The organism is Streptomyces sp. NPDC051180 (genome assembly GCF_040689545.1).
Taxonomy (GTDB): domain Bacteria; phylum Actinomycetota; class Actinomycetes; order Streptomycetales; family Streptomycetaceae; genus Streptomyces.
Map to the genome: position 1 here is coordinate 1 of NZ_JBFBBC010000016.1, position 25,205 is coordinate 25,205.

Sequence of the window (25,205 nt, forward strand, 5' to 3'; positions counted from 1 at the left end):
TCGTACTGGGCGTACTCGCGCTTTCGCCCGGTGCGGCGAGAGCGCGTGCCAGGCGTCGCGGGGCAGAGGGGAATGTGACGACAGGCCCTAGGGGGCGTCCCGCCGATCGTGCCGGGCCCCGGCGGGCGGTCCCGCCGATCGCCTCGGGCCCCCGGCTCGGGGGGCCGCCTCGGAGAGCGGCCCCGCGACAGCGGATACAGTCGGCCCCATGACCAAGTGGGAGTACGTCACGGTGCCGCTTCTGGTGCACGCGACCAAGCAGATTCTGGACACCTGGGGCGAGGACGGCTGGGAGCTCGTCCAGGTCGTGCCCGGGCCGAACAACCCCGAGCAGCTCGTGGCCTACCTGAAGCGGGCCAAGTCGTGAGCGGGGCCGTCGAGGCGAGGCTCGCCGAGCTCGGCCTGACCCTGCCGGAGGTCGTGCCGCCGCTGGCCGCGTACCAGCCGGCCGTGCAGTCCGGCGTGTACGTCTACACCTCGGGCCAGCTCCCGATGGTGGCGGGCAAGCTCTCGGTGACCGGCAAGGTCGGCGAAGAGGTCACGGCCGAGGAGGCCAAGGAGCTCGCCGCCACCTGCGCGCTCAACGCGCTGGCCGCCGTGAAGTCGGTCGCCGGTGACCTCGACCGCATCAAGCGCGTCGTGAAGGTCGTCGGCTTCGTCGCCTCCGCCGCCGACTTCACCGGGCAGCCGGGCGTCGTCAACGGCGCCAGCGAGCTGCTCGGCGCCGTCCTCGGCGAGAAGGGCGTGCACGCCCGCAGCGCCGTCGGCGTGGCCGTGCTGCCGCTCGACGCCCCCGTCGAGGTCGAGGTCCAGGTCGAGCTCGTCGACGCCTGACCCCCCGCACCCGCGTGACACAGGGCCGGTTTCCCCGCCACGGGAGAACCGGCCCTCGTGCATTCCGATGCTTGCGCATAGCATCCGGCCATGCCGAATGGTCAGCCGAATCAGTCGAACGGTCAGTGGTACCCGCCGGAGTGGCCCGACCGCATCCGCGCCCTCGCCGCCGGTGAGCTCACCCCGGTGACCCCGCGGCGGGCCGCCACCGTGCTGCTCCTGCGCGACGGGGCGGCCGGGCCGGACGTCCACATGCTGCGCCGCCGCGCCTCCATGGCCTTCGCGGGAGGCGCGTACGCCTACCCCGGCGGCGGTGTCGACCCGCGCGACGAGCAGCCGGTCCGCTGGGCCGGCCCCGCCCTGGAGACCTGGGCCGGGCGGCTCGGGCTCGACGACCCCGCCCAGGCCCAGGCCGTTGTCTGCGCCGCCGTCCGCGAGACGTACGAGGAGGCGGGCGTCCTGCTCGCCGGCGAGACGGCGGACACGGTGGTCGGCGACACCACCGGCGAGGACTGGGAGCGGGACCGGGAGGCGCTGGTCGCCCGCGAGCTGTCCTTCGCCGACTTCCTCGACCGGCGGGGGCTCGTCCTGCGCTCGGACCTGCTGGGCGCGTGGGCGCGCTGGATCACCCCCGCGTTCGAGCAGCGCCGGTACGACACCTGGTTCTTCGTGGCGGCGCTCCCGGCCGGGCAGCGCACCCGCAACGCCTCCACGGAGGCGGACCGCACGGTGTGGATCCGCCCGGCGGAGGCCGCGGCCGGGTACGACCGGGGCGAGCTGACGATGATGCCGCCGACGATCTCGACGCTGCGCACCCTGGAGGCGTTCTCCACGGCCGCCGAGGCGCTGGCCGCGGCGGACGGCCAGGACCTGACCCCGGTCCTCGCCCAGGCGCGCCTCGAAGGCGAGGAGCTGGTCCTGAGCTGGCCGGGGCACGAGGAGTTCACCAAGATCATCCCGACCGGGGGTGCGGCATGAGCGACGCCGCCGCGCTGCCCGGCCAGCCGCGCGGACTGGTGGTGTCCGGACCGGCGACCGCCCGCGCGGTGAACGTCCTGGCGCCGAACCCGTCCGCGATGACCCTGGACGGCACCAACACCTGGCTGCTCTCCGAGCCCGGTTCCGAGCTGGCCGTCGTCGTCGACCCCGGTCCGCTCGACGAGGGGCACCTCGCCCGCGTGGTGGAGACCGCCGCGTCCCTCGGCAAGCGGGTGGCGCTCACCCTGCTGACCCACGGGCACCCCGACCACGCGGAGGGCGCCGGGCGGTTCGCCGAGCTGACCGGGACGGCCGTGCGCGCCCTCGACCCGGCGCTGCGGCTCGGCGACGAGGGGCTCGGCGCGGGGGACGTGATGACGGTCGGCGGCCTGGAGCTGCGGGTCGTCCCGACCCCCGGGCACACCTCCGACTCGCTCTCCTTCCATCTGCCCGCCGACCGGGCGGTGCTGACCGGCGACACGATCCTGGGGCGCGGGACGACGATGGTCGCGCATCCGGACGGGCGGCTCGGCGACTACCTGGACTCGCTGCGGCGGCTGCGCTCGCTGACGGTCGACGACGGCGTCCACACGGTGCTGCCGGGGCACGGGCCGGTCCTGGAGGACGCGCAGGGGGCCGTGGAGTTCTACCTGGCGCACCGGGCGAGCAGGCTCGCCCAGGTGGAGGCGGCGGTGTCGGCCGGTCACCGGTCGGCCGCCGACGTCGTCGCCCACGTCTACGCGGACGTGGACCGCTCGCTCTGGCCCGCGGCCGAACTGTCCGTCCGGGCACAGCTGGAGTACCTGGGGGAGAAGGACGCCTCCTAGGGCCTGTCGTCAAAATCCCCTCGTTGCCCGAAGGGCGGCCCTGCGGCGTCTGGTGCGTGCTCTCGGTGTGCCGGGTGGAAGTGCTCGTACGGGGCGTACTCGCGCTTTCGCCCGGTGCGGCGAGAGCGCGTGCCAGGCGTCGCGGGGCAGAGGGGAATGTGACGACAGGCCCTAGGCGTCTCCTCCGGCCGGCCGGCGGCCTCCGGGGCGGGTCGTCACGATCCTGTCCCGAGGGGGCCCCCGGCCTTTTGGCGTTCCTGACCCGTGTTTTACGCTCCGCTTACTTCTGGCCGTAGCTTTCGGGGGGAACGCCCGTGTTCGTCATCGCCATTCTGCTGGTCATAGCCGCAGTGGTGCTCTTCTTCGTCGGTCGTGCCAACGACTCCACGGGGCTGAAGTTCGGCGCCCTCGGCGCTGTCCTGGCCGGCCTCTTCTCGCTGATCGTGAGCATGACGTACGTGATCAGCGCGTACGAGGTCGGCGTGCCGGTCGCGTTCGGCAAGGTCGGCACCCCGATGACCTCGGGCCTGCACATGAAGTCGCCGTTCACGAACGTCACGACCTTCTCGACCCGCCCGGTCGACCTCAACCTCTCCGATAAGGACGTGGTCGAGGTCCGCTCCTCGCAGGGCGGCGTGATGTACGCCGAGGTGACGGTGAAGTGGGCCGTCGTCCCCTCCAAGTCCGTGGAGCTCTACAAGCTCGCCGGCACCGAGGACGCCATCTAGCAGCGGCTCGTCTACCCCGACAGCCGTGAGATCGTCCGCAACGTCTTCGCCCGCTACTCCAGTGAGCAGGGGTACGCCTCCGACCGCGAGAAGATCAACGCCGAGATCGGCGCCCTGATCAAGGAGCGCCTGGCCCCGCGCGGTATCGACGTGACCACGGTCAACCTGCGCAACGTGAAGCCCTCGGACGCCCTGCAGGGCCAGATCGACCGCAAGATCCAGCAGCAGCAGGCCACCGAACGGGCGACCGAGGCATCCCGCACCGCCAAGGCCGATGCCGACCGGCGCCGGATCGAGGCGGAGGGCATCGCCCGCGCCAACAAGATCCTCAACGACTCGCTGACGGACAAGGTCCTGATGAACCAGTGCATCGACGCGTTCAAGGAGGCCGCGGCCAAGAACGCCGTCTACACCGTGCCCTGCGGGAACGGCGTCTCCGCCCCGGTGATCGTGGACGGCTCCAAGCGCTGACCGTCCCCCGGACGCACGGAAGGCCGCCCCGGTCCTCGGACCGGGGCGGCCTTCTCGTGTCCGCGGTGCGTCAGCGCGAGCGCTTCGCGAGGCGCTCCACGTCGAGCAGGATCACGGCGCGGGCCTCCAGGCGGAGCCAGCCGCGCTGGGCGAAGTCGGCGAGCGCCTTGTTCACCGTCTCGCGGGAGGCGCCGACCAGCTGGGCCAGCTCCTCCTGGGTGAGGTCGTGGACGACGTGGATGCCCTCCTCCGACTGCACGCCGAAGCGGCGCGACAGGTCGAGGAGCGCGCGGGCGACACGGCCCGGGACGTCGGAGAAGACCAGGTCGGACATCTGGTCGTTGGTCTTGCGCAGCCTGCGGGCGACCGCGCGCAGCAGCGCGGTGGCGACCTCGGGGCGGGCGTTCAGCCAGGGCTGGAGGTCGCCGTGGCCGAGGCCGAGCAGCTTGACCTCGGTCAGCGCGGTCGCGGTGGCGGTGCGCGGGCCCGGGTCGAAGAGCGACAGCTCGCCGATCAGCTCGCCGGGGCCGAGGACGGCCAGCATGTTCTCGCGGCCGTCGGGGGAGGTGCGGTGCAGCTTCACCTTGCCCTCGGTGACCACGTACAGGCGGTCACCGGGGTCGCCCTCGTGGAAGAGCGCGTCGCCACGGGCGAGCGTCGCCTCACTCATCGAGGCGCGCAGCTCGGCTGCCTGCTCGTCATCGAGCGCCGCGAAGAGCGGGGCGCGCCGCAGAACGTCGTCCACGAGTTCTCTCCTACTGTCGACCTGCTCAAAGGACCTGGGTCCCATGATGCCGGACGCACAAAACAGTGCGATCAATCACAACAAGTTTGACCCACGGAGCTACCCGTCCGTACGCCAGGGGGCCGATTGGGGGCGGATCGGCCACGCCCGGGGCGGATGTCGGCGGCGGCCCCTAGGCTGGTCGGGTGTCCAACTCGCCGGTGAGAGCGCAGGCCAAGGGGGATGGAAGAGTGTCGGCCGAAGGTAATTCCGCTGTGGGCGAACACGGCGTGTCGAAACAGGCGAAAGCTGCAAATCGGAAGGCCGTGAAGCCCGAGTCGCGGCTCGCGATGGTCCGCCGAGCCCGCAAGATCAACCGGGAGCTGGCCGAGGTCTTCCCGTACGCCCATCCGGAGCTCGACTTCCGCAACCCCTTCGAGCTGCTCGTCGCCACGGTCCTCTCGGCGCAGACCACCGACCTCCGGGTGAACCAGACGACCCCCGCCCTCTTCGCGAAGTACCCCACGCCCGAGGACCTCGCGGCCGCCGTGCCCGAGGAGGTCGAGGAGCTCATCCGCCCCACCGGCTTCTTCCGCGCGAAGACCAAGTCGATCATGGGTCTCGCCGCCGCCCTCCGGGACGACTTCGACGGCGAGGTACCCGGCCGTCTCGACGACCTCGTCAAGCTCCCCGGCGTCGGCCGCAAGACCGCCTTCGTCGTCCTCGGCAACGCCTTCGGCGTCCCCGGCATCACCGTCGACACCCACTTCATGCGGCTCGTCCGCCGCTGGCGGTGGACCGAGCAGGAGGACCCGGTCAAGATCGAGGCCGAGATCGCCACGATCTTCCCGAAGAGCGAGTGGACGATGCTCTCGCACCGGGTGATCTTCCACGGCCGCCGCATCTGCCACGCCCGCAAGCCCGCCTGCGGCGCCTGCCCGATCACCCACCTCTGCCCCTCGTACGGCGAGGGCGAGACCGACCCCGAGAAGGCACGGAAGCTGCTCAAGTACGAGATGGGCGGCTTCCCGGGACAGCGGCTCGACCCGCCGCCCGGCTATCCGGGCCGCCCGGCGCCGCCCCTCGGCGCGAGCGGCTGAGCACGGCCGCCGCGGGCCGGGCCCCACGCCCGGCCACCGCCCTGCCCCGGCCCGGGGCCGCGGGAACGAACCCGCCCACCGATCGCGTTGTGAACCACGGGGGTGCCTATGACGCGCACTGACGAAGACCTGCACGGACCCGGCACTGGCGGCCTGCTCAGCCGGGACGGGCTGCCCGCCTGGCTGGGCCCCGTCGACCGGGCCGCCCGCACGGTCCGCCCCGAGCAGCTCAGCCGCTTCCTGCCGCCCGCGAGCGGGGCCGGCCGCCAGTCCGCCGTCCTCGTCCTCTTCGGCGAGGGCGAGCACGGCCCCGAGCTCCTCCTCATGGAGCGGTCCGGCAGCCTGCGCTCGCACGCCGGACAGCCCTCCTTCCCCGGCGGCGCCCTCGACCCCGAGGACGGCGACCCCGCTGACGGCGGACTGCTGCGCGCCGCGCTCCGCGAGGCCCAGGAGGAGACCGGCCTCGACCCCGCCGGCGTCCAGCTCTTCGGCGTGCTGCCCCAGCTCTACATCCCGGTCAGCGGCTTCGTCGTCACCCCCGTCCTCGGCTGGTGGCGCACCCCCAGTCCGATCGGGGTCGTCGACCCCGGCGAGACCGCACGGGTCTTCACCGTGCCCGTGGCGGATCTCACGGATCCCGCCAACCGCGCGACGACCGTCCACCCGAGCGGCCACCAAGGCCCCGCGTTCCTGGTCGCATCCGCTCTGGTCTGGGGTTTTACCGCCGGAGTGATCGACCGGCTGCTCCACTTCGCCGGCTGGGAGCGCCCCTGGGACCGCGCGAGACAGGTCCCGCTCGACTGGCGCTCATGACAGGCTGACCTTCGGGCGGGCCCGGCCTTCGGCCGAGCACGCCCCGGGCGACCGGAAACGAATCTGCGAGGCTACTGACGGTGAACGTGCTGGACATCCTGTTGCTGCTCGCCGCCGTCTGGTTCGCGATCATCGGCTACCGCCAGGGATTCGTGGTCGGCATCCTCTCGGTGATCGGGTTCCTCGGCGGCGGTCTCGTCGCCGTCCTGCTGCTCCCGATCCTCTGGGACCAGCTGACCGACAACAGCGAGGTGTCGACGACCGCCACGGTCGTCTTCGTGATGGTGGTCATCATCTGCGCCTCGGTCGGCCAGGCGTTCACCACCCACCTCGGCAACAAGCTGCGCCGCTTCATCACCTGGTCGCCCGCCCGGGCCCTCGACGCCACCGGCGGCGCCCTGGTCAACGTGGTGGCGATGCTGCTCGTGGCCTGGCTGATCGGCTCCGCCCTCGCCGGCACCACCCTGCCCACGCTGGGCAAGGAGGTCCGGAACTCCAAGGTGCTGCTCGGCGTGTCCCGGGTGATGCCCGATCAGACCTCCACCTGGTTCGCCAACTTCAGCTCGACGCTCGCCCGCAGCGGCTTCCCCCAGGTCTTCAGCCCCTTCGCCAACGAGCCCATCACCGAGGTGCTGCCCCCCGACCCGGCGCTCGCCGACAGCCCCGTCGCGGCCCGTGCCCAGCGCTCCATCGTGAAGGTCGTCGGCACCGCCCAGAGCTGCGGCAAGGTCCTCGAAGGCACCGGCTTCGTCTTCGCCGACCGCCGCATCATGACCAACGCCCACGTGGTCGGAGGCGTCGACGAGCCGACCGTCCAGATAGGCGGCGAGGGCAGGCTCTACGACGCCAAGGTCGTCCTCTACGACTGGCAGCGCGACATCGCCGTCCTGGACGTGCCGGGCCTCAAGGCGACGCCGCTGTCCTTCACCGACGAAGCGGCGCGCAGCGGTGACGGCGCGATCGTCGCCGGCTTCCCGGAGAACGGCTCGTACGACGTCAGGTCGGCGCGCGTCCGGGGCCGCATCACCCCCACCGGTCCCGACATCTACCACCGCGACCAGGTCCGCAGGGAGGTCTACTCGCTGTACACGACGGTCCGGCAGGGCAACTCCGGCGGCCCGCTCCTCACCGAGGACGGCGAGGTCTACGGAGTGATCTTCGCCCGCTCGCTCGACGACGCGAACACCGGATACGCCCTGACGGTCGACGAGATCCGCGAGGACATCGAGCGGGGCCGGACGGCGAACCAGCAGGTCGACACCCAGGCTTGCGCCCTGTAGGCGGAGGTCGTGCCGGCCGGGCGGGACCCGGCCGGCACGACACCCCGGGGGTCGTCAGTCGCGGGGATGCCGGAGACGGGCCGAGACCCATCGGGCCCGGCGCCGCAGAATGCGGGAGATCCCCACCTCCGGTGCGGAGTGCGCGCGGCCCTGGTCCTGTGGGCCACCCCTCTCCCGGGAGGCCGGCCCGGTGGCCGAGCGGCGGTCGCGTGCCGTGTCACTGTAGTCGTGCGTCCAGCCCATACCCGGACGTCTGCCCGGGGCCCAAGGTCGGTAACCGCCCGGGGGCCCGCCAATTGGAGTATGCGCCGGGCACATGGCCGTTCGACGGACGCGTGTACCCCCGTCGGCGGTGACGACACGTCACCGGTCGGGTTCGGGGTCCTTCAGCCAGTTGACGAGCTCCGTGGAGAAGGCCACCGGGTCCTCCTCGTGCGGGTAGTGCCCGAGGCCGTCGAAGAGCCGCCAGCGGTAGGGCGCCTCCACGTACTCGCCCGAACCGGCCGCGCTGCGGGTCCGCATCACCGGGTCCATCGAGCCGTGCAGGTGCAGCGTGGGCACCCGTACGGGCCGCTTCATGCGCCGGTTGAACTGGATGCCGTCCGGGCGGGCCAGGGACCGCACCATCCATCGGTACGGCTCGATCGAGCAGTGCGCCGTCGACGGGACGCACATCGCCCGCCGGTACACCTCGATCGCCTCGTCGTCCGCCGGCCTCGGCCCCGACCAGTCCCGGATCAGGTCGCCCACCAGCGCCGCGTCGTCCGCGACGAGCTGACGCTCCGGCAGCCACGGCCGCTGGAAGCCCCAGATGTGCGAACCGGCCCGCGACTGCGCGAAGTCGGACAGCATCGCCGAACGCCAGCGGCGCGGATGCGGCATAGAGGAGACCACCAGGCGGCGCACCAGCTTGGGCCGCATCACCGCCGCCGTCCAGGCGAGGTAGCCGCCCAGGTCGTGGCCGACGAGCGCCGCGTCGGGCTCGCCGAGCGAGCGGACGACGCCGGTGATGTCGAGCGCCAGGTTGGCGGGGTCGTAACCCCGGGGCGTGCGGTCGCTGCCGCCCACCCCGCGCAGGTCCATCGCGACCGCCCGGAAGCCCGCCTCGGCGAGGGCGGGCAGCTGGTGGCGCCAGGTCCACCAGAACTGCGGGAAGCCGTGCAGGAGCAGCACCAGCGGGCCGTCGCCCATCTCGGCGATGTGGAACCGGGCGCCGTTGGCCGCCACGTCGCGATGGGTCCACGGCCCGTCGAGCCGGACGGGCCCGGCATTGGCGTTGCTGCTCTCGGGGAGGGTCATACCGACGAGCGTGCCACAGCGGAGGTCTTGTCCAGCGCCTTGTCGAGCTCCCTGCCCGGCTCGGGGCGGGGGTGCGGCTTGACGTTCTGCATGATCGCCGCCGTCTGCTTGGCCGAGGCGATGGACCTCTCCGGCGGCTTGACCTTCTTGAACTTGGCGTACGCGATCAGGCCGAGCAGGCCCGCGACCAGCACGTTGAAGGCGAACGACAGCAGGAAGCACCAGACGAGGTTCCAGCCCCCGTTGCCGTTGTGCCCGCCGGTCCAGGTGTTGATGGCGTAGGCGAGCGCGAAGCTCAGCATCGGCAGTGAGAACAGCAGCACGACGGCCGCCGTGATGCCCGCGGCGCTGCCGATCGCGCCGCGCTTGACGTCCTGTCGGATTTCGGCCTTGGCCAGGGCGATCTCGTCGTGCACCAGCGCGGACATCTCGGCGGTCGCCGAGGCGACCAGCTGGCCGATGCTGCGCTCGGTTCCGTCGAACGGGTCGCTCATCGCTGCTCCCTCTTCTCTTCTGCGGTCCGAGGTCTCTTCTACGGTCCGACTCAGATCATGCCGGACGGGCGGTCCCGTCGCGCGATGCCCCCGCCACTTGGGCGCGCTGCCGGTGTTCCGCGGCCTTCCTCTCGTAGATCTCGGCCATCCGCAGGTGGTACTCCGGGTCGTCCTCCTCGTAGATGTCGGGGATGCCGTCCTGGTCCTCGTCGCGCTCCTCGTCCGCGCAGAGCGCCTGGTACTTCCGTACCCGCAGCTTCAGCAGGACCGACGCGCAGACGGCCGCGATGAGCGAGCCGATCAGGACCGAAGCCTTCACCTCGTCGGTCAGGACGTCGTCCCCGGCGAAGGCGAGCTCCCCGATGAGGAGCGAGACCGTGAAACCGATCCCGGCCAGCGACGCGACGGCGAAGACGTCGGGCCAGGCCAGGTCCGGGTTGAGCTCCGCCCGGGTGAAGCGGGCGGCGAGCCAGGTCCCGCCGAAGATCCCGACGGTCTTGCCGACGACGAGGCCGAGGACCACGCCGAGGGTCACCGGCTGGGTGAAGACGTCGTGGATCGCGCCGCCCGAGATGCTCACACCGGCCGAGAAGAGCGCGAACAGGGGCACGGCGAGACCGGCCGAGAGCGGGCGCACCAGGTGCTCGATGTGCTCGCCGGGGGAGTGCTCCTCGCCCTCCCGGGTGGTGCAGCGGAGCATCAGGCCCATGGCGACGCCGGCGATGGTGGCGTGGACGCCGCTGTTGTACATCAGGCCCCAGATGACCAGGGCCAGCGGCACGTACACGTACCAGCCGCGGACGCCCTTGCGGAGCAGTACCCAGAAGAGCACGAGGCCGGCGAAGGCGCCGCCGAGCGCGGCGAAGTTCAGGTCGCTGGTGAAGAAGACCGCGATGATCAGGATCGCGAAGAGGTCGTCGACGACGGCGAGGGTCAGCAGGAAGGCGCGCAGCGCGGAGGGCAGCGAGGTGCCGATGACGGCGAGGACGGCGAGCGCGAAGGCGATGTCGGTCGCGGTCGGCACCGCCCAGCCGTCCATGGAGCCGTCGCCCACGGCGTTGACCAGGGCGTAGACGAGGGCGGGCGCGATCATGCCGCAGAGTGCGGCGACGACCGGGAGGGCGGCGGCCCGGGGGTCGCGCAGCTCGCCCGCGACGAGTTCGCGCTTGAGCTCGATGCCGGCGACGAAGAAGAAGATCGCGAGGAGGCCGTCGGCGGCCCAGTGCTGGATCGACAGGTCGAGTCCGAGGGCGGCGGGGCCCAGGTGGAAGTCCTGCACGGTCTCGTAGCCGTCGGCCAGCGGGCTGTTGGCCCAGACGAGGGCGGTGACGGCGGCGACCAGGAGGAGTACGCCGCCGACGGTCTCGGTGCGCAGGGCGTCGGTCAGATACCGCCGCTCGGGCAGCGAGAGCCTGCCGAGGAACTTGCGGTCGGTGGGCGCAGACACGTGGGAGACCTCCGTCGGGCGGGCAGGGCAGAGCACATGCCGACCAGACTTCCCGGCTCACCTAGGTTTTCCTGTCGCGTTCCTGACGCGGTCCTTACCTTACCTAACGAGCTCGGGTGGCGTCCGGCGGGACCAACTTTATGGATGTTCGCGGCTTTCGTCCCATCGGAGCCCGGCATGCGAAACGCCCGCCCCGAAGGAGTTCGGGACGGGCGCCTCACGTCGTGCGGACCGGGCCGGTCAGTCCTCGCTGGAGGAGGCCGGCAGCTGGGTCTGGATGAGCGACATGACCGAGGAGTCGGTCAGCGTGGTGACGTCGCCCAGCTCCCGGTTCTCCGCGACGTCGCGGAGCAGGCGGCGCATGATCTTGCCCGAGCGCGTCTTCGGCAGCTCCGCGACCGGCAGGACACGCTTCGGCTTGGCGATCGGGCCCAGGGTCGTGCCGACGTGGTTGCGCAGGTCGGCGACGAGGTTCTCGTCCTCGCTTGCCGAGCCGCGCAGGATGACGAAGGCGACGATGGCCTGGCCGGTCGTCTCGTCGGCGGCGCCGACGACGGCCGCCTCGGCGACGGCCGGGTGGGAGACCAGGGCCGACTCGACCTCGGTCGTCGAGATGTTGTGGCCCGAGACGAGCATCACGTCGTCGACCCGGCCGAGGAGCCAGATGTCGCCGTCGTCGTCCTTCTTCGCCCCGTCGCCGGCGAAGTACTTGCCCTCGAAACGGGACCAGTAGGTGTCGATGTAGCGCTGGTCGTCGCCCCAGATGGTGCGGAGCATCGACGGCCACGGCTCGGTGAGGACCAGGTAGCCGCCACCGCCGTTGGGCACCTCGTTGGCCTCGTCGTCGACGACGGTGGCGGAGATGCCCGGCAGCGGGCGCTGGGCGGAGCCCGGCTTGGTCTCGGTGACGCCCGGCAGCGGCGAGATCATCATCGCGCCGGTCTCGGTCTGCCACCAGGTGTCCACGATCGGGGTCTTGCCCGCGCCGATGTGCTCCCGGTACCAGACCCACGCCTCGGGGTTGATCGGCTCGCCGACCGAGCCCAGCACCCGGAGGCTGGACAGGTCGAACTTGGCGGGGATGTCGTCGCCCCACTTCATGAAGGTGCGGATCGCCGTCGGCGCCGTGTAGAGGATCGTGACGCCGTACTTCTGCACGATCTCCCAGAAGCGGCCCTGGTGCGGGGTGTCCGGGGTGCCCTCGTACATGACCTGCGTCGCGCCGTTGGCCAGCGGGCCGTAGACGATGTACGAGTGCCCGGTGACCCAGCCGATGTCGGCGGTGCACCAGTAGACGTCGGTCTCCGGCTTGAGGTCGAAGACGGCGTGGTGTGTGTACGCGGCCTGGGTGAGGTAGCCGCCGGAGGTGTGCAGGATGCCCTTCGGCTTCCCCGTGGTCCCGGAGGTGTACAGGATGAAGAGCGGGTGCTCCGCCGGGAACGCCTCGGGGGTGTGCTCCGTCGACTGGCGGGAGACGACGTCGTCCCACCACACGTCGCGGCCCTCGGTGAAGGCGGTCTCCTGGCCCGTGCGGCGGACCACGAGGACGTGCTCGACCTGCGGGCACTTGGCGACGGCCTCGTCGATGGCCGGCTTGAGGGCGCTCGGCTTGCCGCGGCGGTAGCCGCCGTCGGCGGTGACGACCAGCTTGGCGTCGGCGTCCTGGATGCGGGAGGCCACGGCGTCGGCCGAGAAGCCGCCGAAGACCACCGAGTGGGCGGCGCCGACGCGGGCGCAGGCCAGCATCGTGACGGCCGCCTCGGGGATCATCGGCAGGTAGACGGCGACCCGGTCGCCCTTGCGGACGCCCAGCTCGGTCAGGGCGTTGGCGGCCCGGGAGACCTCGTCCTTGAGCTCGGCGTAGGTGATCGAGCGGCTGTCGCCGGGCTCGCCCTCGAAGTGGATGGCGACCCGGTCGCCGTGGCCGGCCTCGACGTGCCGGTCGACGCAGTTGTACGCCACGTTCAGCTCGCCGTCCGCGAACCACTTGGCGAACGGGGGGTTCGACCAGTCGAGCGTCTCGGTCGGCTCGGTGGCCCAGGTCAGACGCCTGGCCTGCTCGGCCCAGAAGCCCAGTCGGTCCGCCTTGGCCTGCTCGTACGCCTCCGCCGTCACGTTGGCGTGCGCGGCCAGCTCGGCGGGCGGCGCGAAACGGCGCTCTTCCCGGAGCAGATTGGCCAGGCTTTCGTTGCTCACGACATCTCCCATTCCCAGGGCGTCCTCTGTACTTATGTGTCCCGTGTCATAGCTCATCAGTCAGATGCCCGGGTGACAAGAGCCTCCAGGGAATTGGTTTAGACCTGTGAGCGGGCAGACGTACGGTGGCCCCTTCTTCCCGAGCGGTGGGAGAAGGGGCCACACAGTCTCACGGACGGCCGCAGCCGTTGGTTCAGGACGCGCGGGAGCCGGGGAGGGCCGGCCGGTTCAGGACACCTGGGAGTCGGGACGGAGCGTGCCGGTTCAGGACACCCGGGAGTCGGGACGGAGCGCGCCGGTCAGGACGCGCGTGCCGTCTCGAAGTGGCCGGTCGGCATGACCTGGGTGAAGACGTCGTCGTAGCCGTGCACCTCGTCCGTCCCGGAGAGCAGATACGCCTGCGCCTCGCCCACGTGGAAGTACACGCCGTTCAGCGTCAGCGTCCCCTCGGCCAGCCGGCGCGCCACCGGCTCGTACGCCCGCAGGTGCTCCAGCTGCTGCACCACGTTGGTCAGGCAGAGCTGCTCGACCGCGTCGGCGGGCAGCCGCCCCGAGATCCTGGCCCAGGCGTGGCGTCGGCTCGCCATCCGCTCCAGGCTCGGCCGGCCGTGGCGCAGCCAGCGGCGGAGCGGGGTCGGCGGGTCGTCCGGCCCCGCGTTGAGCAGGGCCTGCATCGCACCGCAGCCGGAGTGGCCGCAGACGGTGATCGAGTCGACCCGCAGCACGTCCACCGCGTACTCGATGGCCGCCGCCACCGAGTCGTCCCCGCTCTCCTCGCCGGGCAGCGGGACCAGGTTGCCGACGTTGCGGACGGTGAACAGGTCGCCGGGGCCGCTCGACGTGATCATGCTCGTCACGAGGCGGGAGTCGGCGCAGGTCAGGAAGAGCTGCGAGGGGCTCTGGCCCTCCCGGGCGAGCCGCGCGAGTTCGTCCCGCACGAGCGGCGCGGTGTTCCGCTGGAACTTGCCGATGCCGCTCGCCAGGTGCAGCCCCGTCGTGCGCTCGGGGGCGTCGCTCTCGGCGGGCTCCGCCGGCCGCTCCCCGCACTGGTGGTTGTGCCAGGGGTTCCACGGGCGGCAGCAGGCGTGCGAGGCGGAGTGGGCGACGGGCGCCGGGTCGGTGATCCGGCCGCCGGAGGGGCCGGTGGTCTCGACCGTGCCGCCGTGGGCGAGATGGCCGTTGGTCCAGTCGCTCAGCGCCTCGTAGGCCGCGTGGTCCATGAAGGATCCGTCCAGTTCGACCACGACGTCGGAGCCGTGGGGCAGTTGGTGAAGGGCACGGCTGAGCCGGGGAACGGCGAGGAAGGTCAGCTGGCCCCGCACGTGCAGCACCTGGCGGCCGTCGCGCTCCTCACGGGTGATCCGGGTGCGGGTGAGCCGGTGGAGCGCCACGGCGATGGCCACGGCGATGCCGAGGGCGACGCCCTCCAGGATGCCGACGAGGACGACCCCCGACAGCGTCACCACGTAGACGACGACCTCGCGGTGGCGCGTGACTGTCCGGATGTGGGTGATGCTGACCATCTGGATGCCGACCACCATGACGAGGGCGGCGAGCGCGGGCAGCGGGATCAGGTCGAGCACGGGCACCAGCAGCAGGGCCGCGAGGACGATCCACAGGCCGTGGAGCATCGTCGACGCCCGGCTCACCGCGCCCGCCGAGACGTTGGCGACGCTGCGGACCGCGACCCCGGCGACCGGTAGCCCGCCGAGCGCGCCGGAGATCACGTTCGCCGCGCCCTGGCCGGCGAGTTCGCGGTCGAGGGCGGAGCGGGGCACGCCCCGGCCGCCGTCCGGGCGGGCGGCGACGAGCTTGTCGACCGCGACGGCCGAGAGCAGCGACTGCACGCTGGTCACCAGCGTGATCGTCAGGACGCCGGCGGCGATGCCGAGGACGGGGCCCTCGGGCAGACCCGGCAGGGCATGGCTGCTCCAGGACGGCAGGTCCACGCGGGGGACGGCGAGTCCCGCGAGCGTCGCCACCGCCGTCGCCCCGGCCACCGCGACGAGCGCGGCCGGGAGCCTGCGGGCGAGCCGCCCGGCCCGGCCCGGCAGCTTCGGCCAGCACAGCAGGACGACGACGGTGAGGGCGCTGATGACGAGCGCCGCCGGATGGACGCGCGCCAACTGCGCGGGCAGCCCCACGGCGTTGTCGACGGCGGAGCTCTGCGGCGTGCCGCCGAGCACGATGTGGAGCTGCGCGAGGGCGATGGTGACGCCGATGCCGGCCAGCATGCCGTGCACGATCGCGGGCGAGACGGCGAGTGCGGAGCGGGCCACCCTCAGCACGGAGAGCGCGAGTTGGGCGAGGCCCGCGAGGACGGTGATGGCGCAGGTGGTGCGCCAGCCGTACAGCCGGATGAGCTCGGCCGTCACGACGGTGAGGCCGGCGGCGGGCCCGCTCACCTGGAGCGGGGAGCCGCCGAACCGGCCGGCCACGATGCCGCCGACGGCGGCCGCGACCAGTCCGGCCTGGAGCGGGGCTCCGGTGGCGAGTGCGATGCCCAGCGAGAGGGGCAGGGCGATCAGGAAGACGGCGACCGAGGCGGACAGGTCGGCGCCGGCGACGCGGAAGCGGCGCGGTCCGTCCGGCGGGCTGTGGGGCCGTTGCGATCGGGGTCGGGTGGTCGTGCGGTCGGGGGTGCAGAGGGTCATGTGTTCCCGTCTCCTCCGGGGCAGCGCGGTCGCGGCTCGTGCGGGACGAACGTGGGGGCTCGCGGCCGTGGGTCACGGCGTGCAGCGGCGGGATGTGCGGCGGGATCCACGGCGGGGCGAGGATCAACGCTCAGTAAATGGATCGTAATGGAGAGTAAAGAGTGCGGCATTATTTTCGGGGCAAATAGGGCAATGATTCACCTGTTCCGGTGATCGCCGAACGTATTGCCGCTTGTCGTTTCATCATCCCGGCCGCCGTGGTGCGACGTTGACGCCGCCCGAACGGAACCGAGGAGAGGTGGGCGGATGACAGCCGCAGGGACAAGGACCGCAGTCCACAGGAAGGCGCTCGCCGCCGGCACCCTCGCCGTCGCCCTGATCACCGGCCTCGCCGGCTGCTCGGGCTCCGACGGCGCGGCCACGAAGGGCACGGCGGGCGGCGCGGGCGCCGCCAAGAAGGGCCCGGCCGCCGCGGCCCCGCAGGCCGCGCCCCGCCTGATCGGCGACGGCTCCACGGCCTTCACCGGCGCCCAGCCCCACCAGCCCGTCTGGCAGCGCCTCAAGCCGGGGGAGACCCCGCCGCAGTTCGTCGTCTTCTCCTGGGACGGCGCCGGCGAGGACAGCCAGAAGCTCTTCTCCCACTTCCGCGCGGTCGGCAGGAAGTACGACGCCAAGATGACCTACTTCCTCAGCGGCGTGTACCTGCTGCCCGAGGAGAAGCGGAACCTCTACGACCCGCCGCAGCACAGCGCCGGCCGCTCCGACATCGGCTTCAACGACACCGAGGGCATCCGCGCCACCGTCCGCGAGCTGCGCGGCGCCTGGCAGGAGGGCAACGAGGTCGGCACCCACTTCAACGGCCACTTCTGCGGCGCCGAGGGAGGCGTCGGCAACTGGTCCGTCGAGGAGTGGAAGAGCGAGATCGAGCAGGCCAAGTCGTTCGTCAAGAACTGGAAGACCAACGCCGGCCTGCGCGCCGAGCAGCCGCTGCCCTTCGACTACGACAAGGAGCTCGTCGGCGCCCGCACCCCCTGCCTGGAGGGGCGGAAGAACTTCGTCCAGGCGGCGGCGCAGCTGGGCTTCCGCTACGACACCAGCGGCGTGAACGACCAGATCTGGCCCAAGAAGGACGTGGGCCTGTGGGACCTGTCGATGCAGCTCGTACCCGTCCCCGGCCGCGCCTTCCAGACGCTCTCCATGGACTACAACTTCCTGGTCAACCAGTCGCCCGGAACGACCCAGGGCGACCCCTCCCAGCAGCGCTACTGGGGCGACCAGATGCGCGACGGCCTGGTGCAGGCGTTCGAGCGCTCCTACCGCGGCAACCGGGCGCCGCTGATCATCGGCAACCACTTCGAGTCCTGGAACGGCGGCACGTACATGCGGGCCATCGAGGAGACCATCGCCACGGTCTGCGTCCAGAAGGACGTCAAGTGCGTCTCCTTCCGCCAGCTCGCCGACTGGCTCGACGCCCAGGATCCCGACGTCGTCGCCAAGATGCGCACCCTGAAGGTCGGCGAGGCACCGGCCGGCGGCTGGCAGGCGTTCCTCGCCCCCCAGCCGGCGGCGCCCGCCGGAGCCCCGGCGGCGGGCGTCCCCGCGGTCCCGGCCCCCGCGGCCAAGCGGCCCGAAGGACACTGACGGCCGGACGGCGCCCGGCCCTCGGGCGGACTCGACGTCACCGGCGCCGCGAGCCCTGCCCTCAGGCGGGCTGAACCGCGCCGAGCTCCTCCGACAGCACGAACCCGGGGTCGACCTGCGCCGTCAGGTCGGCCCCGGTCTTGGCGTTGCCCCAGCTCTCGGCGTTCCGCAGGTGGAAGTGGACCATCTGGCGGGTGTAGCGCTCCCAGTCCCGATGGGCGTACGAGTCGTCCGCCGCGTCCTGGAGGGCCTGGAGCGACATGCGGTTCTCCGCCTCCAGGAGATCGAAGCGCGGCGGGCGGCCCTTCTCCATCGCCCGGACCCAGTCCGAGTGGCCGACCGTCACGAGCAGGTCCTCGCCGACCTCCTCGCGGAGGAAGTCGAGGTCGTCGCGGCCCTGCACCTTGTTCCCGACGACCTTGAGCGCGACCCCGAAGTCCCGCGCGTACTCCTTGTACTGGCGGTAGACCGAGACGCCCTTGCGCGTCGGCTCGGCGACCAGGAACGTCATGTCGAAGCGAGTGAAGAGCCCGGACGCGAAGGAGTCCGAACCCGCCGTCATGTCGACCACCACGTACTCGTCGACACCGTCCACCAGGTGGTTGAGGCAGAGCTCCACCGCCCCCACCTTCGAGTGGTAGCAGGAGACCCCGAGGTCCGACTCGGTGAAGGGGCCGGTCGCCATCAGCCGGACGTCCCCGTCGTCGAGCGGGACCGGCCGCGCGCACGCCTCGTACACCGGGTTGTCCTCGCGGACCCGCAGCAGCCGCGAGCCCTCCCCGGGCGGCGTCGTCTTGATCATCGAGTCGACGGATTCGATCCGCGGGTTGGAGCCCCGCAGGTACTCCTTGATCAGGGGCAGGTGCGCCCCCATCGCGGGCAGCGCCGCGGCCTCCGCCTCGGACAGGCCGAGCGCGGCACCGAGGTGCTGGTTGATGTCGGCGTCGACGGCGACGACGGGGGCTTCGTTGGCGGCGAGGTGGCGGATGAAGAGCGAGGACAGCGTCGTCTTGCCGCTGCCGCCCTTCCCGACGAAAGCGATCTTCATGTTCACCTAGCGTAGTGGCACGACCGCGTGCAGTGGTCAAGGAGCGTGAAGAAGACCACTCCTTCGTGGGGTGGGCCCCCGGGACGCGTAGCCTCCCTACTTATGAGTACGCACGCCTCTGACCCCTTGGCCGCCCTCGGCTCCCTGCCGGGCGTCGCGGACGCGGTGGACTCCGTACGCAAGGCCGTCGACCGGGTCTACGGCCACCGCGTGATGCGGCGCCGCAGCAACGAGATCTCCTCCGAGGCGGCTCTGCGCGGCGCGCGCGGTTCGGCCGCCCTCGCCGGCGCCGACTGGGCCCTGGAAGAGGTCCGCCGGCGCTCCGACTTCAGCGCCGACCCCGAGGCCCGCGCGGTCGGCGCCGCCCTGCGCCTGGGCGCCGAGGCCGGGCAGCTGCTCTCCATCTGGCGGCAGTCGCCGCTGCGGGTCCTCGCCCGGCTCCACCTGGTCGCCGCCGGTGACCCCGGTGAATCCGTGGGGCGTCCCCGGCTGGACGGCGAGACCGTCGACGAGCCGCTGATCGAGGCCCCGGCACCGACGCCCGCCGAGGTCGCCGGCCGTCTCGACGGCCTCGCGGAACTGATCGTCGCCGGCGGCGACGCCCCCGCCCTGGTCACCTCCGCCGTCGTCCACGGCGAACTGCTCGCCCTGCGCCCCTTCACCTCGTACAACGGGCTGGTCGCGCGGGCGGCGGAGCGGATCGTGCTGGTCGGCAGCGGCCTCGACCCCAAGGCGATCTGCCCCGCCGAGGTCGGCCACGCGGAGCAGGGGCGCGCCGCCTACGTGGCGGCCTTCGAGGGTTACCTGTCGGGCACCCCGGAGGGTGTCGGCGCGTGGATCGCCCACTGCGGCCGCTCGGTCGAACTGGGGGTCCGCGAGTCGACGGCCGTCTGCGAGGCGCTCCAGCGCGGCGCGGCCTGAGGCCCGCGTCCCCAGAGGACGCCGCCGGGCCCGCGAGGGCATCCGAGGGTCCTGGGGACAAGGAAATTCCGGGCCCCCGTGGGGGCCCGGAACGGGTTGCGGCGGCACCAGTCCTGGTACCGCCGCTGGCACGTCCACCCAGTTACCAAGCGTCCTCGATATGTGCCCATCAGGCCGGGTGCTTTGCCCGTGGCCTGGTGCGGCTGGCCCGTAATCGACGGGTCGACGTCGCGTGGGTGCCCGGTTTCGGTGCTAGGTCCGTGGGGCCTTCATGCTCAACAGGTGATCCTCTCGGATGTCCTCGGTCTCGCGGGCCTGATTCCTTTCTACTCCTGTCCGGGAGGAAGCGAAAGTGGTGGCCGCACTTCTCTGGCGCATCGCTCAAATTCGGGCAAAGTCACCCGTCAGTCGCTGGGCGAGCGCGGCCTGCCGCCGACGGGCCGCGTACCAGACGAGGCCGGCGCCCACCGCCGCCGCGCCCACGGCGGCCGCGGCGACGAGCGTGGGCCGGGGCGGCATCCGGAACTCGGGCAGCCGCTGCTTGAGCCGCACCGGCTTCTCGAAGGCCAGCACCGGCCACTCGCGGGCCGTGGCCTCGCGGCGCAGGGTCCGGTCGGGATTGACCGCGTACGGGTGGCCGACGGCCTCCAGCATGGGGATGTCGGTCGCCGAGTCGCTGTACGCGTAGCAGCGCGAGAGGTCGTACCCCTCGGACTCGGCCAGTTCCCGGACCGCCTCGGCCTTGGTCGGGCCGTAGGCGTAGTACTCGACCTCGCCGGTGAAGCAGCCGTCCTCGCCGACCACCATCCGGGTGGCCACGACGCGGTCGGCCCCGAGCATCTCGCCGATCGGCTCGACCACCTCGGCTCCGGAGGTCGAGACGATGACGACGTCGCGGCCCGCGGCGTGATGCGACTCGATGAGGGAGGCCGCCTCGTCGTAGATGATCGGGTCGATCAGGTCGTGAAGGGTCTCGGCGACGAGCTCCTTCACCTGGGCCACGTTCCAGCCTTTGCAGAGCGCGGAAAGGTATTCGCGCATCCGCTCCATCTGGTCGTGGTCGGCCCCGCCCGCCAGGAAGACGAACTGGATGTAGGCCGTCCGCAGGGCGGCGCGGCGGCTGATCAGTCCTCCCCGGTAGAAGGACTTGCTGAAGGTCAGCGTCGAGGACTTCGCAATGACCGTCTTGTCCAGGTCAAAGAAGGCGGCTGTGCGCGGCAAGGAGTGGTTTTCCACAACGCTGAGCATAGGTGCCCGCCATTCGGCGTACGCTCGGGCGCGTGGGTTTGCCTGAGAAGGCTCTCGGGTACACCATGGAAGTCACGGATCGTTCGCGACCGTGCTAACCCGGTCCGGCTCCTCCCCCCCCCGAGTCGGCCGGAGAGACGACCCCCGCTCTCCCCCCCGGCGGGGGTCGTCGCATGTCCGGAGCCGTTTTCGCTCCCTGTGACATCGCCTGCTCCCTTCCTTCCGGCCCTCGGCCGCGTTTCGGCCCGAGGTCGAGCACACCCCTGATTCGTCACCCACAGTAACCGGCGGGATGCGTTCCGGGCAGTCCCCGGAGGGGTGAGGAAGTTATTCACAGGGCCTCGGTTATCCGCAGTTTCCCGTCGGATTCCCCACGATTTCCCGGACGGCCCCACGGTGATTCCTGTCGCGAAGTTCGCGGACCGCAGGATTCACGAGAGGGGTGTGCCGTGGGGGCAACCAGGACGGGTACGGAATCGCGCCGGCCGGAGTCGCGGGCTCCGGACGAGCCTCGCCGCACCGGGCCGCTGATCGTCACCGAGGATCTCGGACTGCTCGACGATCTGCTCCGGCTGTGCGCGGCGGCCGGGGTCGAACCCGAGGTCCACCACCGGGTGCCCGAGCGGCGCACCGGCTGGACCGATCCGCCGCTCGTGCTCGTGGGCGACGACGCCGCGGCCCGCTGCCGGGGAGCGGTGCGCCGGCCGGGGACCGTCCTCGTCGGCCGCGACCGGGACGACCCGGCGATCTGGCGGCTGGCCGTCGAGATCGGCGCGGAGTGCGTGCTGCGGCTGCCGGACGCCGAGGGCCTCCTCGTCGACCGCATCGCCGACGCGGCCGAAGGGGTCGGCCGGTCCGCCCTGACCGTCGGGGTCGTCGGAGGGCGCGGCGGCGCCGGCGCCTCCACCCTGGCGTGCGGCCTCGCGCTCGCCGCCGCGCGGACCGGACGGCGCACCCTGCTCGTCGACGGCGATCCGCTGGGCGGCGGGCTCGACGTGCTGCTCGGCGGCGAGCGGGAGGAGGGCAGGCGCTGGCCCGACTTCGCCGCCTCGAAGGGCCGCCTGGCCGGCGGTGCCCTGGAGGAGTCCCTGCCGTCGGTGCGGGGCGTCCGGGTGCTCAGCTGGGGCAGGGAACCCGCCGCGCCGGTCACGCCGGAGGCCGTGCGGTCCGTGCTCGGCGCGGCGCGCCGCCGCGGCGGGGTCGTCGTGGTCGACCTGCCCCGGGGGACCGACGACGCGGCCGCGGAGGCGCTGGCGCAGCTCGACCTCGCCCTGCTCGTCGTGCCGGGCGAGCTGCGGGCCGTCGCCGCGGCCCACCGGGTGGTCCTGGCCCTCGGCGCGGCCGTCCGGGACGTCCGGGCCGTGGTCCGCGGACCGTACGCGGCGGGACTCGACGAGCGGTGGGTCGCCGACGCGCTGCGGCTGCCGCTGGCCGGCGAACTCCCCTACGACCCGGGGATCGTGGCCGACCAGGACGCGGGCGTCCCGCCCGGCGCCGAACCCCGCGCGCCACTGGGCCGGTTCTGCACCGCCTTCTGGGAGCGCGCGCTCGTCCCCGGCGGTGCGGCATGACCGGGGCCGGCGAGCGGACCGCCACCGGCGGCGGCGCCGCGCTCCTCGACGCCGTGCGCCAGCGGCTCGCGGCGAGCGGGGCCGAACCCACCCCCGCGCGGGTGGCGGCGGCGCTGCGGGCCCAGGGGCGCCTGCTCGGCGACACGGAGGTACTCGGCGCCGCGGAGCAGCTGCGCCGCGAACTGATCGGCACCGGCCCGCTGGAACCGCTGCTCGCCGACCCGGCGGTCACCGACGTCCTGGTCTCCGCTCCCGACCGCGTCTGGGTGGACCGGGGCGCCGGTCTCGAACGGGCTCCGGTGTCCTTCCCCGACGCCTCCGCCGTCCGCAGGCTCGCACAGCGGCTCGCTGCGGTGGCCGGGCGCCGCCTCGACGACGCCCGCCCCTGGGTGGACGCACGGCTCCCCGACGGCACCCGGATGCACGCCGTCCTGCCGCCGGTCGCCGTCGGCTCGACCTGCCTGTCGCTGCGGGTGGTGCGCCCGCGCGCCTTCTCCCTGGCGGAGCTCACTGCCGCCGGCACGGTGCCTCCGGACGGCACCGCGATCCTCCGCGCCCTGATCGACGCCCGGGTGTCGTACCTGGTCAGCGGCGGCACGGGCACGGGGAAGACCACGCTCCTCGCCTCTCTTCTGGGGCTGGTGGGGGAGCGGGAGCGGATCGTCCTCGCCGAGGACTCGGCGGAACTGCGGCCCGACCACCCGCACGTGGTGCGCCTGGAGGCGCGCCCCGCCAACCAGGAGGGCGCCGGTCTCGTCACCCTGCGGGACCTGGTCCGTCAGGCGCTGCGGATGCGCCCCGACCGCCTCGTCGTCGGCGAGGTCCGCGGGGCGGAGGCCGTGGACCTCCTCGCGGCCCTCAACACGGGCCACGACGGAGGCTGCGGGACGCTGCACGCCAACACGGCCGCGGCCGTACCCGCCCGGCTGGAGGCGCTGGGGACGGCGGCCGGACTCGACCGGGCGGCCCTGCACAGCCAGTTGGGCGCGGGCCTCTCCGTCGTCCTGCACGTCGTGAGGGACCGGGACGGACGCCGGCGGATCGCCGAGGTCCACGTGCTGGAGCGGGACCGGGACGGCCTCGTCCGCACGGTTCCCGCACTGCGCTGGAGCGCCTCCGGATTCGAGCGTGAGCGGGGCTGGGAGCGGCTCGGGTCGCTGATCGGAGGGGGAGCATGACGCCGGAAGCGCTGGACCCCGCACGGGTCTTGGCACAAGGGGCGGTGGCGCTCTGCGCGGTCCTGGCGCTGTGGTGGACGGCCGAACGGCGGCGCGGGGTGAACCGGGCGCGTTCGCTGCTCGCGAGCGGACGCCCCGGCGGTCCCGGCGGTCGCGACGGCCCCGGCGGTACCGGCTGGTCAGGGCGGGGAGGTGGGCTCGCCGGCGGCCTCCGGACCTGGCCGGACGCGGCGACGCGGGTCCGGGCCGCGCTGCAGGGGCGACGTGCCTGGCTCTGCCTGCCGGTGGGGGCGGTCCTCGCGCTCGTGGGCGAGTCACCGCTGCCCCTGGTGGCGGGAGCGCTCGCGATGCCCCTGGTCGGGCGGCGGCTGCGGGCCGCCGAGCTGCGGAAGGAGCGGGAGGCGCGGTCCGCACGGGTGACGGCTCTGTGCGGGGCGGTGGTCGGCGAGCTTCGGGCCGGATGGCAGCCCGCGCAGGCGCTGGCCTTCGCTGCCCGGGAGACGGGCGCCCTGGGCGCCGCCGAGGCGTCCGTCCTGGCGGCGGCCCGGTTCGGCGGGGACGTGCCGGACGCCCTGCGCCGGGCGGCCCGGCAGGACGGTGCCGACGGGCTCGCCGGCATGGCGGCCTGTTGGCAGGTGGCCGTGGACGGCGGTGCCGGGCTCGCTGCCGGGCTCGACCGGCTGGAAGCCGCCCTGCGCGACCACCGCGAGCAGCGGGACCGCCTGCGTGCCGAACTGGCCGGCGCCTGGGCGACGGTGGCCGTCCTCGCCCTCCTCCCCGCGGCCGGACTCGCCCTCGGCGCGGCGCTGGGCGCCCACCCGCTCCGGGTCCTGCTCCACACCCCGGCGGGGCTGGGCTGCCTGGCCGTCGGCGGGGCCCTGGAGACGACGGGCCTGTGGTGGGCCGCGCGGATCGTCCGAGGGGGTGAGCGGGCATGACACCCGACGTCGTTCAGCAGGGTCTCGACGTCCTCCAGGCGGCCGGACTTCCGGCGCTGGCCGTGATCCTCTGCGGGCGGGGCGCCGTGGAGGCGCTGCGCCGGCTCCGGGCGCACCGGACGCGCCGACGGGCCGTGGTCCTCCTCGACCTGTCGGAGCCCCACGGCCGGAGAAGCCGGGCCGCGATGCCGCCGTGGGTGGCGGTCCGGGTGGTGCCCCTGGTCGGAGTCGGCGTCGGCTGGGCGCTCTTCGGCGGGATCACCGGCCTGTGCGCCGGGGTCCTGGTGGCGCTCGGCGCGCGGCAGGCGCTCCTCCGCCGGGGGACTCCGTCCGGCGTCGACGAAGAGACGGCCCGTCATCTGCCCCTCGCCGCCGACCTGCTGGCCGCCTGCGCCGCCTCCGGCGCCGGGCCCGGTGAGGCTGCGGAGGCGGTCGGCCGATCGCTGGGCGGCCCCCTCGGCGACCGCCTGGCCCGCACTGCGGCCGAACTCCGGCTGGGCGGCGAACCGGCCGAGGTGTGGCGGAGGTTCGCCGCCCTCCCCGGGGCCGAAGGGCTGGCCCGCTGCATGGAACGGGCCGGTTCATCGGGAGCCCCCGCGGCGGAGGCCGTCGCCCGACACGCCAACGCCCTCCGCGCCGCCCGTGCCCGCTCGGCCGCGGCGGCAGCACGCCGGGCCCAGGTCCTGATCAGCGCTCCCGTGGGGCTCTGCTTCCTCCCCGCGTTCCTCGCGGTGGGAGTCGCCCCGGTGGTGATCGGACTGGCGACCGGGCTGCTCGACCGGTGAACACGACGACACGCCCCCGGGACGGAACGG

At 72.9% G+C, this 25,205-nt stretch carries 22 protein-coding genes and 1 pseudogene; 14 read left to right on the forward strand and 9 right to left on the reverse strand.

Translation table 11 applies throughout. The features are described from left to right. Positions 1-208: 208 nt before the first annotated feature. The 5 genes and pseudogenes from AB0424_RS25265 (at position 209) to AB0424_RS25285 (ending at position 3,838) form a co-directional block, all read left to right on the forward strand. Complete coding sequence (locus AB0424_RS25265) at positions 209-367, forward strand: DUF4177 domain-containing protein (protein ID WP_015034547.1); 159 nt, start codon at positions 209-211, stop codon at positions 365-367. Then, complete coding sequence (locus tag AB0424_RS25270; protein ID WP_366308819.1) at positions 364-834, forward strand: RidA family protein; 471 nt, start codon at positions 364-366, stop codon at positions 832-834. Before AB0424_RS25265 ends, AB0424_RS25270 begins: the two co-directional genes overlap by 4 nt. A 90-nt stretch (positions 835-924) precedes the next feature. Next, positions 925-1,812, forward strand: coding sequence for an NUDIX hydrolase (locus AB0424_RS25275; protein WP_366308820.1), 888 nt, complete (start codon positions 925-927; stop codon positions 1,810-1,812). After that, a complete protein-coding gene (locus AB0424_RS25280) occupies positions 1,809-2,639 on the forward strand; it encodes an MBL fold metallo-hydrolase (RefSeq protein ID WP_366308821.1) in 831 nt (276 codons plus the stop codon). The genes AB0424_RS25275 and AB0424_RS25280 overlap by 4 nt, the downstream gene beginning before the upstream one ends. 449 nt (positions 2,640-3,088) lie before the next feature. Further along, positions 3,089-3,838: pseudogene (locus AB0424_RS25285) on the forward strand (prohibitin family protein). A gap of 70 nt (positions 3,839-3,908) precedes the next feature. Here the strand turns inward: AB0424_RS25285 and AB0424_RS25290 are convergent. Further along, on the reverse strand, positions 3,909-4,583 hold the full coding sequence (locus tag AB0424_RS25290) for a Crp/Fnr family transcriptional regulator (protein WP_015034542.1): 675 nt from the start codon (positions 4,581-4,583) through the stop codon (positions 3,909-3,911). 254 nt (positions 4,584-4,837) lie between these two features. On the opposite strand from AB0424_RS25290, the gene nth reads away from it, so the two are divergent. From nth to AB0424_RS25305, 3 genes are all read left to right on the forward strand, one after another. Beyond that, positions 4,838-5,662 carry an endonuclease III gene (gene nth / locus AB0424_RS25295; RefSeq protein WP_366308822.1) on the forward strand — a complete coding sequence of 275 codons (825 nt, stop codon included), beginning with the start codon at positions 4,838-4,840 and terminating at the stop codon, positions 5,660-5,662. 108 nt (positions 5,663-5,770) lie between these two features. After that, complete coding sequence (locus AB0424_RS25300; protein ID WP_366308823.1) at positions 5,771-6,475, forward strand: CoA pyrophosphatase; 705 nt, start codon at positions 5,771-5,773, stop codon at positions 6,473-6,475. Positions 6,476-6,555: 80 nt separating this feature from the next. Then, a complete protein-coding gene (locus tag AB0424_RS25305) occupies positions 6,556-7,755 on the forward strand; it encodes a MarP family serine protease (RefSeq protein ID WP_366308824.1) in 1,200 nt (399 codons plus the stop codon). A 54-nt stretch (positions 7,756-7,809) separates the two neighbouring features. On the opposite strand, the gene AB0424_RS25310 is transcribed toward AB0424_RS25305, so the two are convergent. The 6 genes from AB0424_RS25310 to AB0424_RS25335 all read right to left on the reverse strand — a co-directional run bounded on the left by AB0424_RS25310 (position 7,810) and on the right by AB0424_RS25335 (position 15,845). After that, a complete protein-coding gene (locus AB0424_RS25310; protein ID WP_366308825.1) occupies positions 7,810-7,998 on the reverse strand; it encodes a hypothetical protein in 189 nt (62 codons plus the stop codon). 120 nt (positions 7,999-8,118) lie between these two features. Next, complete coding sequence (locus tag AB0424_RS25315; RefSeq protein WP_366308826.1) at positions 8,119-9,054, reverse strand: alpha/beta hydrolase; 936 nt, start codon at positions 9,052-9,054, stop codon at positions 8,119-8,121. Continuing rightward, entirely contained in the window at positions 9,051-9,548 is a 498-nt protein-coding gene (locus AB0424_RS25320; protein WP_366308827.1) for a phage holin family protein, read from the reverse strand. The genes AB0424_RS25315 and AB0424_RS25320 overlap by 4 nt, the downstream gene beginning before the upstream one ends. A 55-nt stretch (positions 9,549-9,603) precedes the next feature. Next, complete coding sequence (gene nhaA / locus AB0424_RS25325; protein WP_366308828.1) at positions 9,604-10,995, reverse strand: Na+/H+ antiporter NhaA; 1,392 nt, start codon at positions 10,993-10,995, stop codon at positions 9,604-9,606. Between the two features lie 240 nt (positions 10,996-11,235). Beyond that, the gene (acs, locus tag AB0424_RS25330) at positions 11,236-13,191 is read right to left on the reverse strand and encodes an acetate--CoA ligase (protein WP_366308829.1); all 1,956 of its coding nucleotides are present in this window, start codon (positions 13,189-13,191) and stop codon (positions 11,236-11,238) included. A 299-nt stretch (positions 13,192-13,490) separates the two neighbouring features. Continuing rightward, positions 13,491-15,845, reverse strand: a complete 2,355-nt coding sequence (locus AB0424_RS25335; protein ID WP_366308830.1) for a SulP family inorganic anion transporter — start codon at positions 15,843-15,845, stop codon at positions 13,491-13,493. Positions 15,846-16,151: 306 nt separating this feature from the next. Here AB0424_RS25335 and AB0424_RS25340 point away from each other — a divergent pair, with 306 nt between their 5' ends. Then, positions 16,152-17,486: a hypothetical protein gene (locus tag AB0424_RS25340; RefSeq protein ID WP_366308831.1), complete on the forward strand. Its 1,335-nt coding sequence runs from the start codon at positions 16,152-16,154 to the stop codon at positions 17,484-17,486. Between the two features lie 61 nt (positions 17,487-17,547). Here AB0424_RS25340 and AB0424_RS25345 read toward each other — a convergent pair whose 3' ends face one another. Further along, on the reverse strand, positions 17,548-18,534 hold the full coding sequence (locus tag AB0424_RS25345; RefSeq protein ID WP_366308832.1) for an ATP-binding protein: 987 nt from the start codon (positions 18,532-18,534) through the stop codon (positions 17,548-17,550). A 102-nt stretch (positions 18,535-18,636) separates the two neighbouring features. On the opposite strand from AB0424_RS25345, the gene AB0424_RS25350 reads away from it, so the two are divergent. Then, positions 18,637-19,455, forward strand: a complete 819-nt coding sequence (locus AB0424_RS25350; RefSeq protein WP_366308833.1) for an oxidoreductase — start codon at positions 18,637-18,639, stop codon at positions 19,453-19,455. A gap of 381 nt (positions 19,456-19,836) precedes the next feature. Here AB0424_RS25350 and AB0424_RS25355 read toward each other — a convergent pair whose 3' ends face one another. Beyond that, positions 19,837-20,703 carry an HAD-IB family hydrolase gene (locus tag AB0424_RS25355; RefSeq protein ID WP_366308834.1) on the reverse strand — a complete coding sequence of 289 codons (867 nt, stop codon included), beginning with the start codon at positions 20,701-20,703 and terminating at the stop codon, positions 19,837-19,839. A gap of 449 nt (positions 20,704-21,152) precedes the next feature. Between AB0424_RS25355 and ssd the strand changes: the two genes are divergently transcribed. The 4 genes from ssd to AB0424_RS25375 are packed head-to-tail and all read left to right on the forward strand — an operon-like array spanning position 21,153 to position 25,175. Beyond that, complete coding sequence (gene ssd, locus AB0424_RS25360; RefSeq protein WP_366308835.1) at positions 21,153-22,274, forward strand: septum site-determining protein Ssd; 1,122 nt, start codon at positions 21,153-21,155, stop codon at positions 22,272-22,274. Further along, positions 22,271-23,452: a TadA family conjugal transfer-associated ATPase gene (locus AB0424_RS25365; RefSeq protein WP_366308836.1), complete on the forward strand. Its 1,182-nt coding sequence runs from the start codon at positions 22,271-22,273 to the stop codon at positions 23,450-23,452. The genes ssd and AB0424_RS25365 overlap by 4 nt, the downstream gene beginning before the upstream one ends. Next, positions 23,449-24,390: a type II secretion system F family protein gene (locus AB0424_RS25370; protein ID WP_366308837.1), complete on the forward strand. Its 942-nt coding sequence runs from the start codon at positions 23,449-23,451 to the stop codon at positions 24,388-24,390. The genes AB0424_RS25365 and AB0424_RS25370 overlap by 4 nt, the downstream gene beginning before the upstream one ends. Continuing rightward, entirely contained in the window at positions 24,387-25,175 is a 789-nt protein-coding gene (locus AB0424_RS25375) for a type II secretion system F family protein (protein ID WP_366308838.1), read from the forward strand. The genes AB0424_RS25370 and AB0424_RS25375 overlap by 4 nt, the downstream gene beginning before the upstream one ends. Positions 25,176-25,205 lie beyond the last annotated feature (30 nt).

What these genes read in the sequence shown, in the direction of transcription:
- AB0424_RS25265 (WP_015034547.1), top strand. Translation starts at nt 209, where the DNA reads ATGACCAAGTGGGAGTACGTCACGGTGCCGCTTCTGGTGCACGCGACC.
- AB0424_RS25275 (WP_366308820.1), top strand. Translation starts at nt 925, where the DNA reads ATGCCGAATGGTCAGCCGAATCAGTCGAACGGTCAGTGGTACCCGCCG.
- AB0424_RS25280 (WP_366308821.1), top strand. Translation starts at nt 1,809, where the DNA reads ATGAGCGACGCCGCCGCGCTGCCCGGCCAGCCGCGCGGACTGGTGGTG.
- AB0424_RS25300 (WP_366308823.1), top strand. Translation starts at nt 5,771, where the DNA reads ATGACGCGCACTGACGAAGACCTGCACGGACCCGGCACTGGCGGCCTG.
- AB0424_RS25310 (WP_366308825.1), bottom strand. Translation starts at nt 7,998, where the DNA reads ATGGGCTGGACGCACGACTACAGTGACACGGCACGCGACCGCCGCTCG.
- AB0424_RS25315 (WP_366308826.1), bottom strand. Translation starts at nt 9,054, where the DNA reads ATGACCCTCCCCGAGAGCAGCAACGCCAATGCCGGGCCCGTCCGGCTC.
- AB0424_RS25320 (WP_366308827.1), bottom strand. Translation starts at nt 9,548, where the DNA reads ATGAGCGACCCGTTCGACGGAACCGAGCGCAGCATCGGCCAGCTGGTC.
- AB0424_RS25335 (WP_366308830.1), bottom strand. Translation starts at nt 15,845, where the DNA reads ATGACCCTCTGCACCCCCGACCGCACGACCACCCGACCCCGATCGCAA.
- AB0424_RS25340 (WP_366308831.1), top strand. Translation starts at nt 16,152, where the DNA reads ATGACAGCCGCAGGGACAAGGACCGCAGTCCACAGGAAGGCGCTCGCC.
- AB0424_RS25345 (WP_366308832.1), bottom strand. Translation starts at nt 18,534, where the DNA reads ATGAAGATCGCTTTCGTCGGGAAGGGCGGCAGCGGCAAGACGACGCTG.
- AB0424_RS25350 (WP_366308833.1), top strand. Translation starts at nt 18,637, where the DNA reads ATGAGTACGCACGCCTCTGACCCCTTGGCCGCCCTCGGCTCCCTGCCG.
- AB0424_RS25355 (WP_366308834.1), bottom strand. Translation starts at nt 20,703, where the DNA reads ATGCTCAGCGTTGTGGAAAACCACTCCTTGCCGCGCACAGCCGCCTTC.
- AB0424_RS25365 (WP_366308836.1), top strand. Translation starts at nt 22,271, where the DNA reads ATGACCGGGGCCGGCGAGCGGACCGCCACCGGCGGCGGCGCCGCGCTC.
- AB0424_RS25370 (WP_366308837.1), top strand. Translation starts at nt 23,449, where the DNA reads ATGACGCCGGAAGCGCTGGACCCCGCACGGGTCTTGGCACAAGGGGCG.
- AB0424_RS25375 (WP_366308838.1), top strand. Translation starts at nt 24,387, where the DNA reads ATGACACCCGACGTCGTTCAGCAGGGTCTCGACGTCCTCCAGGCGGCC.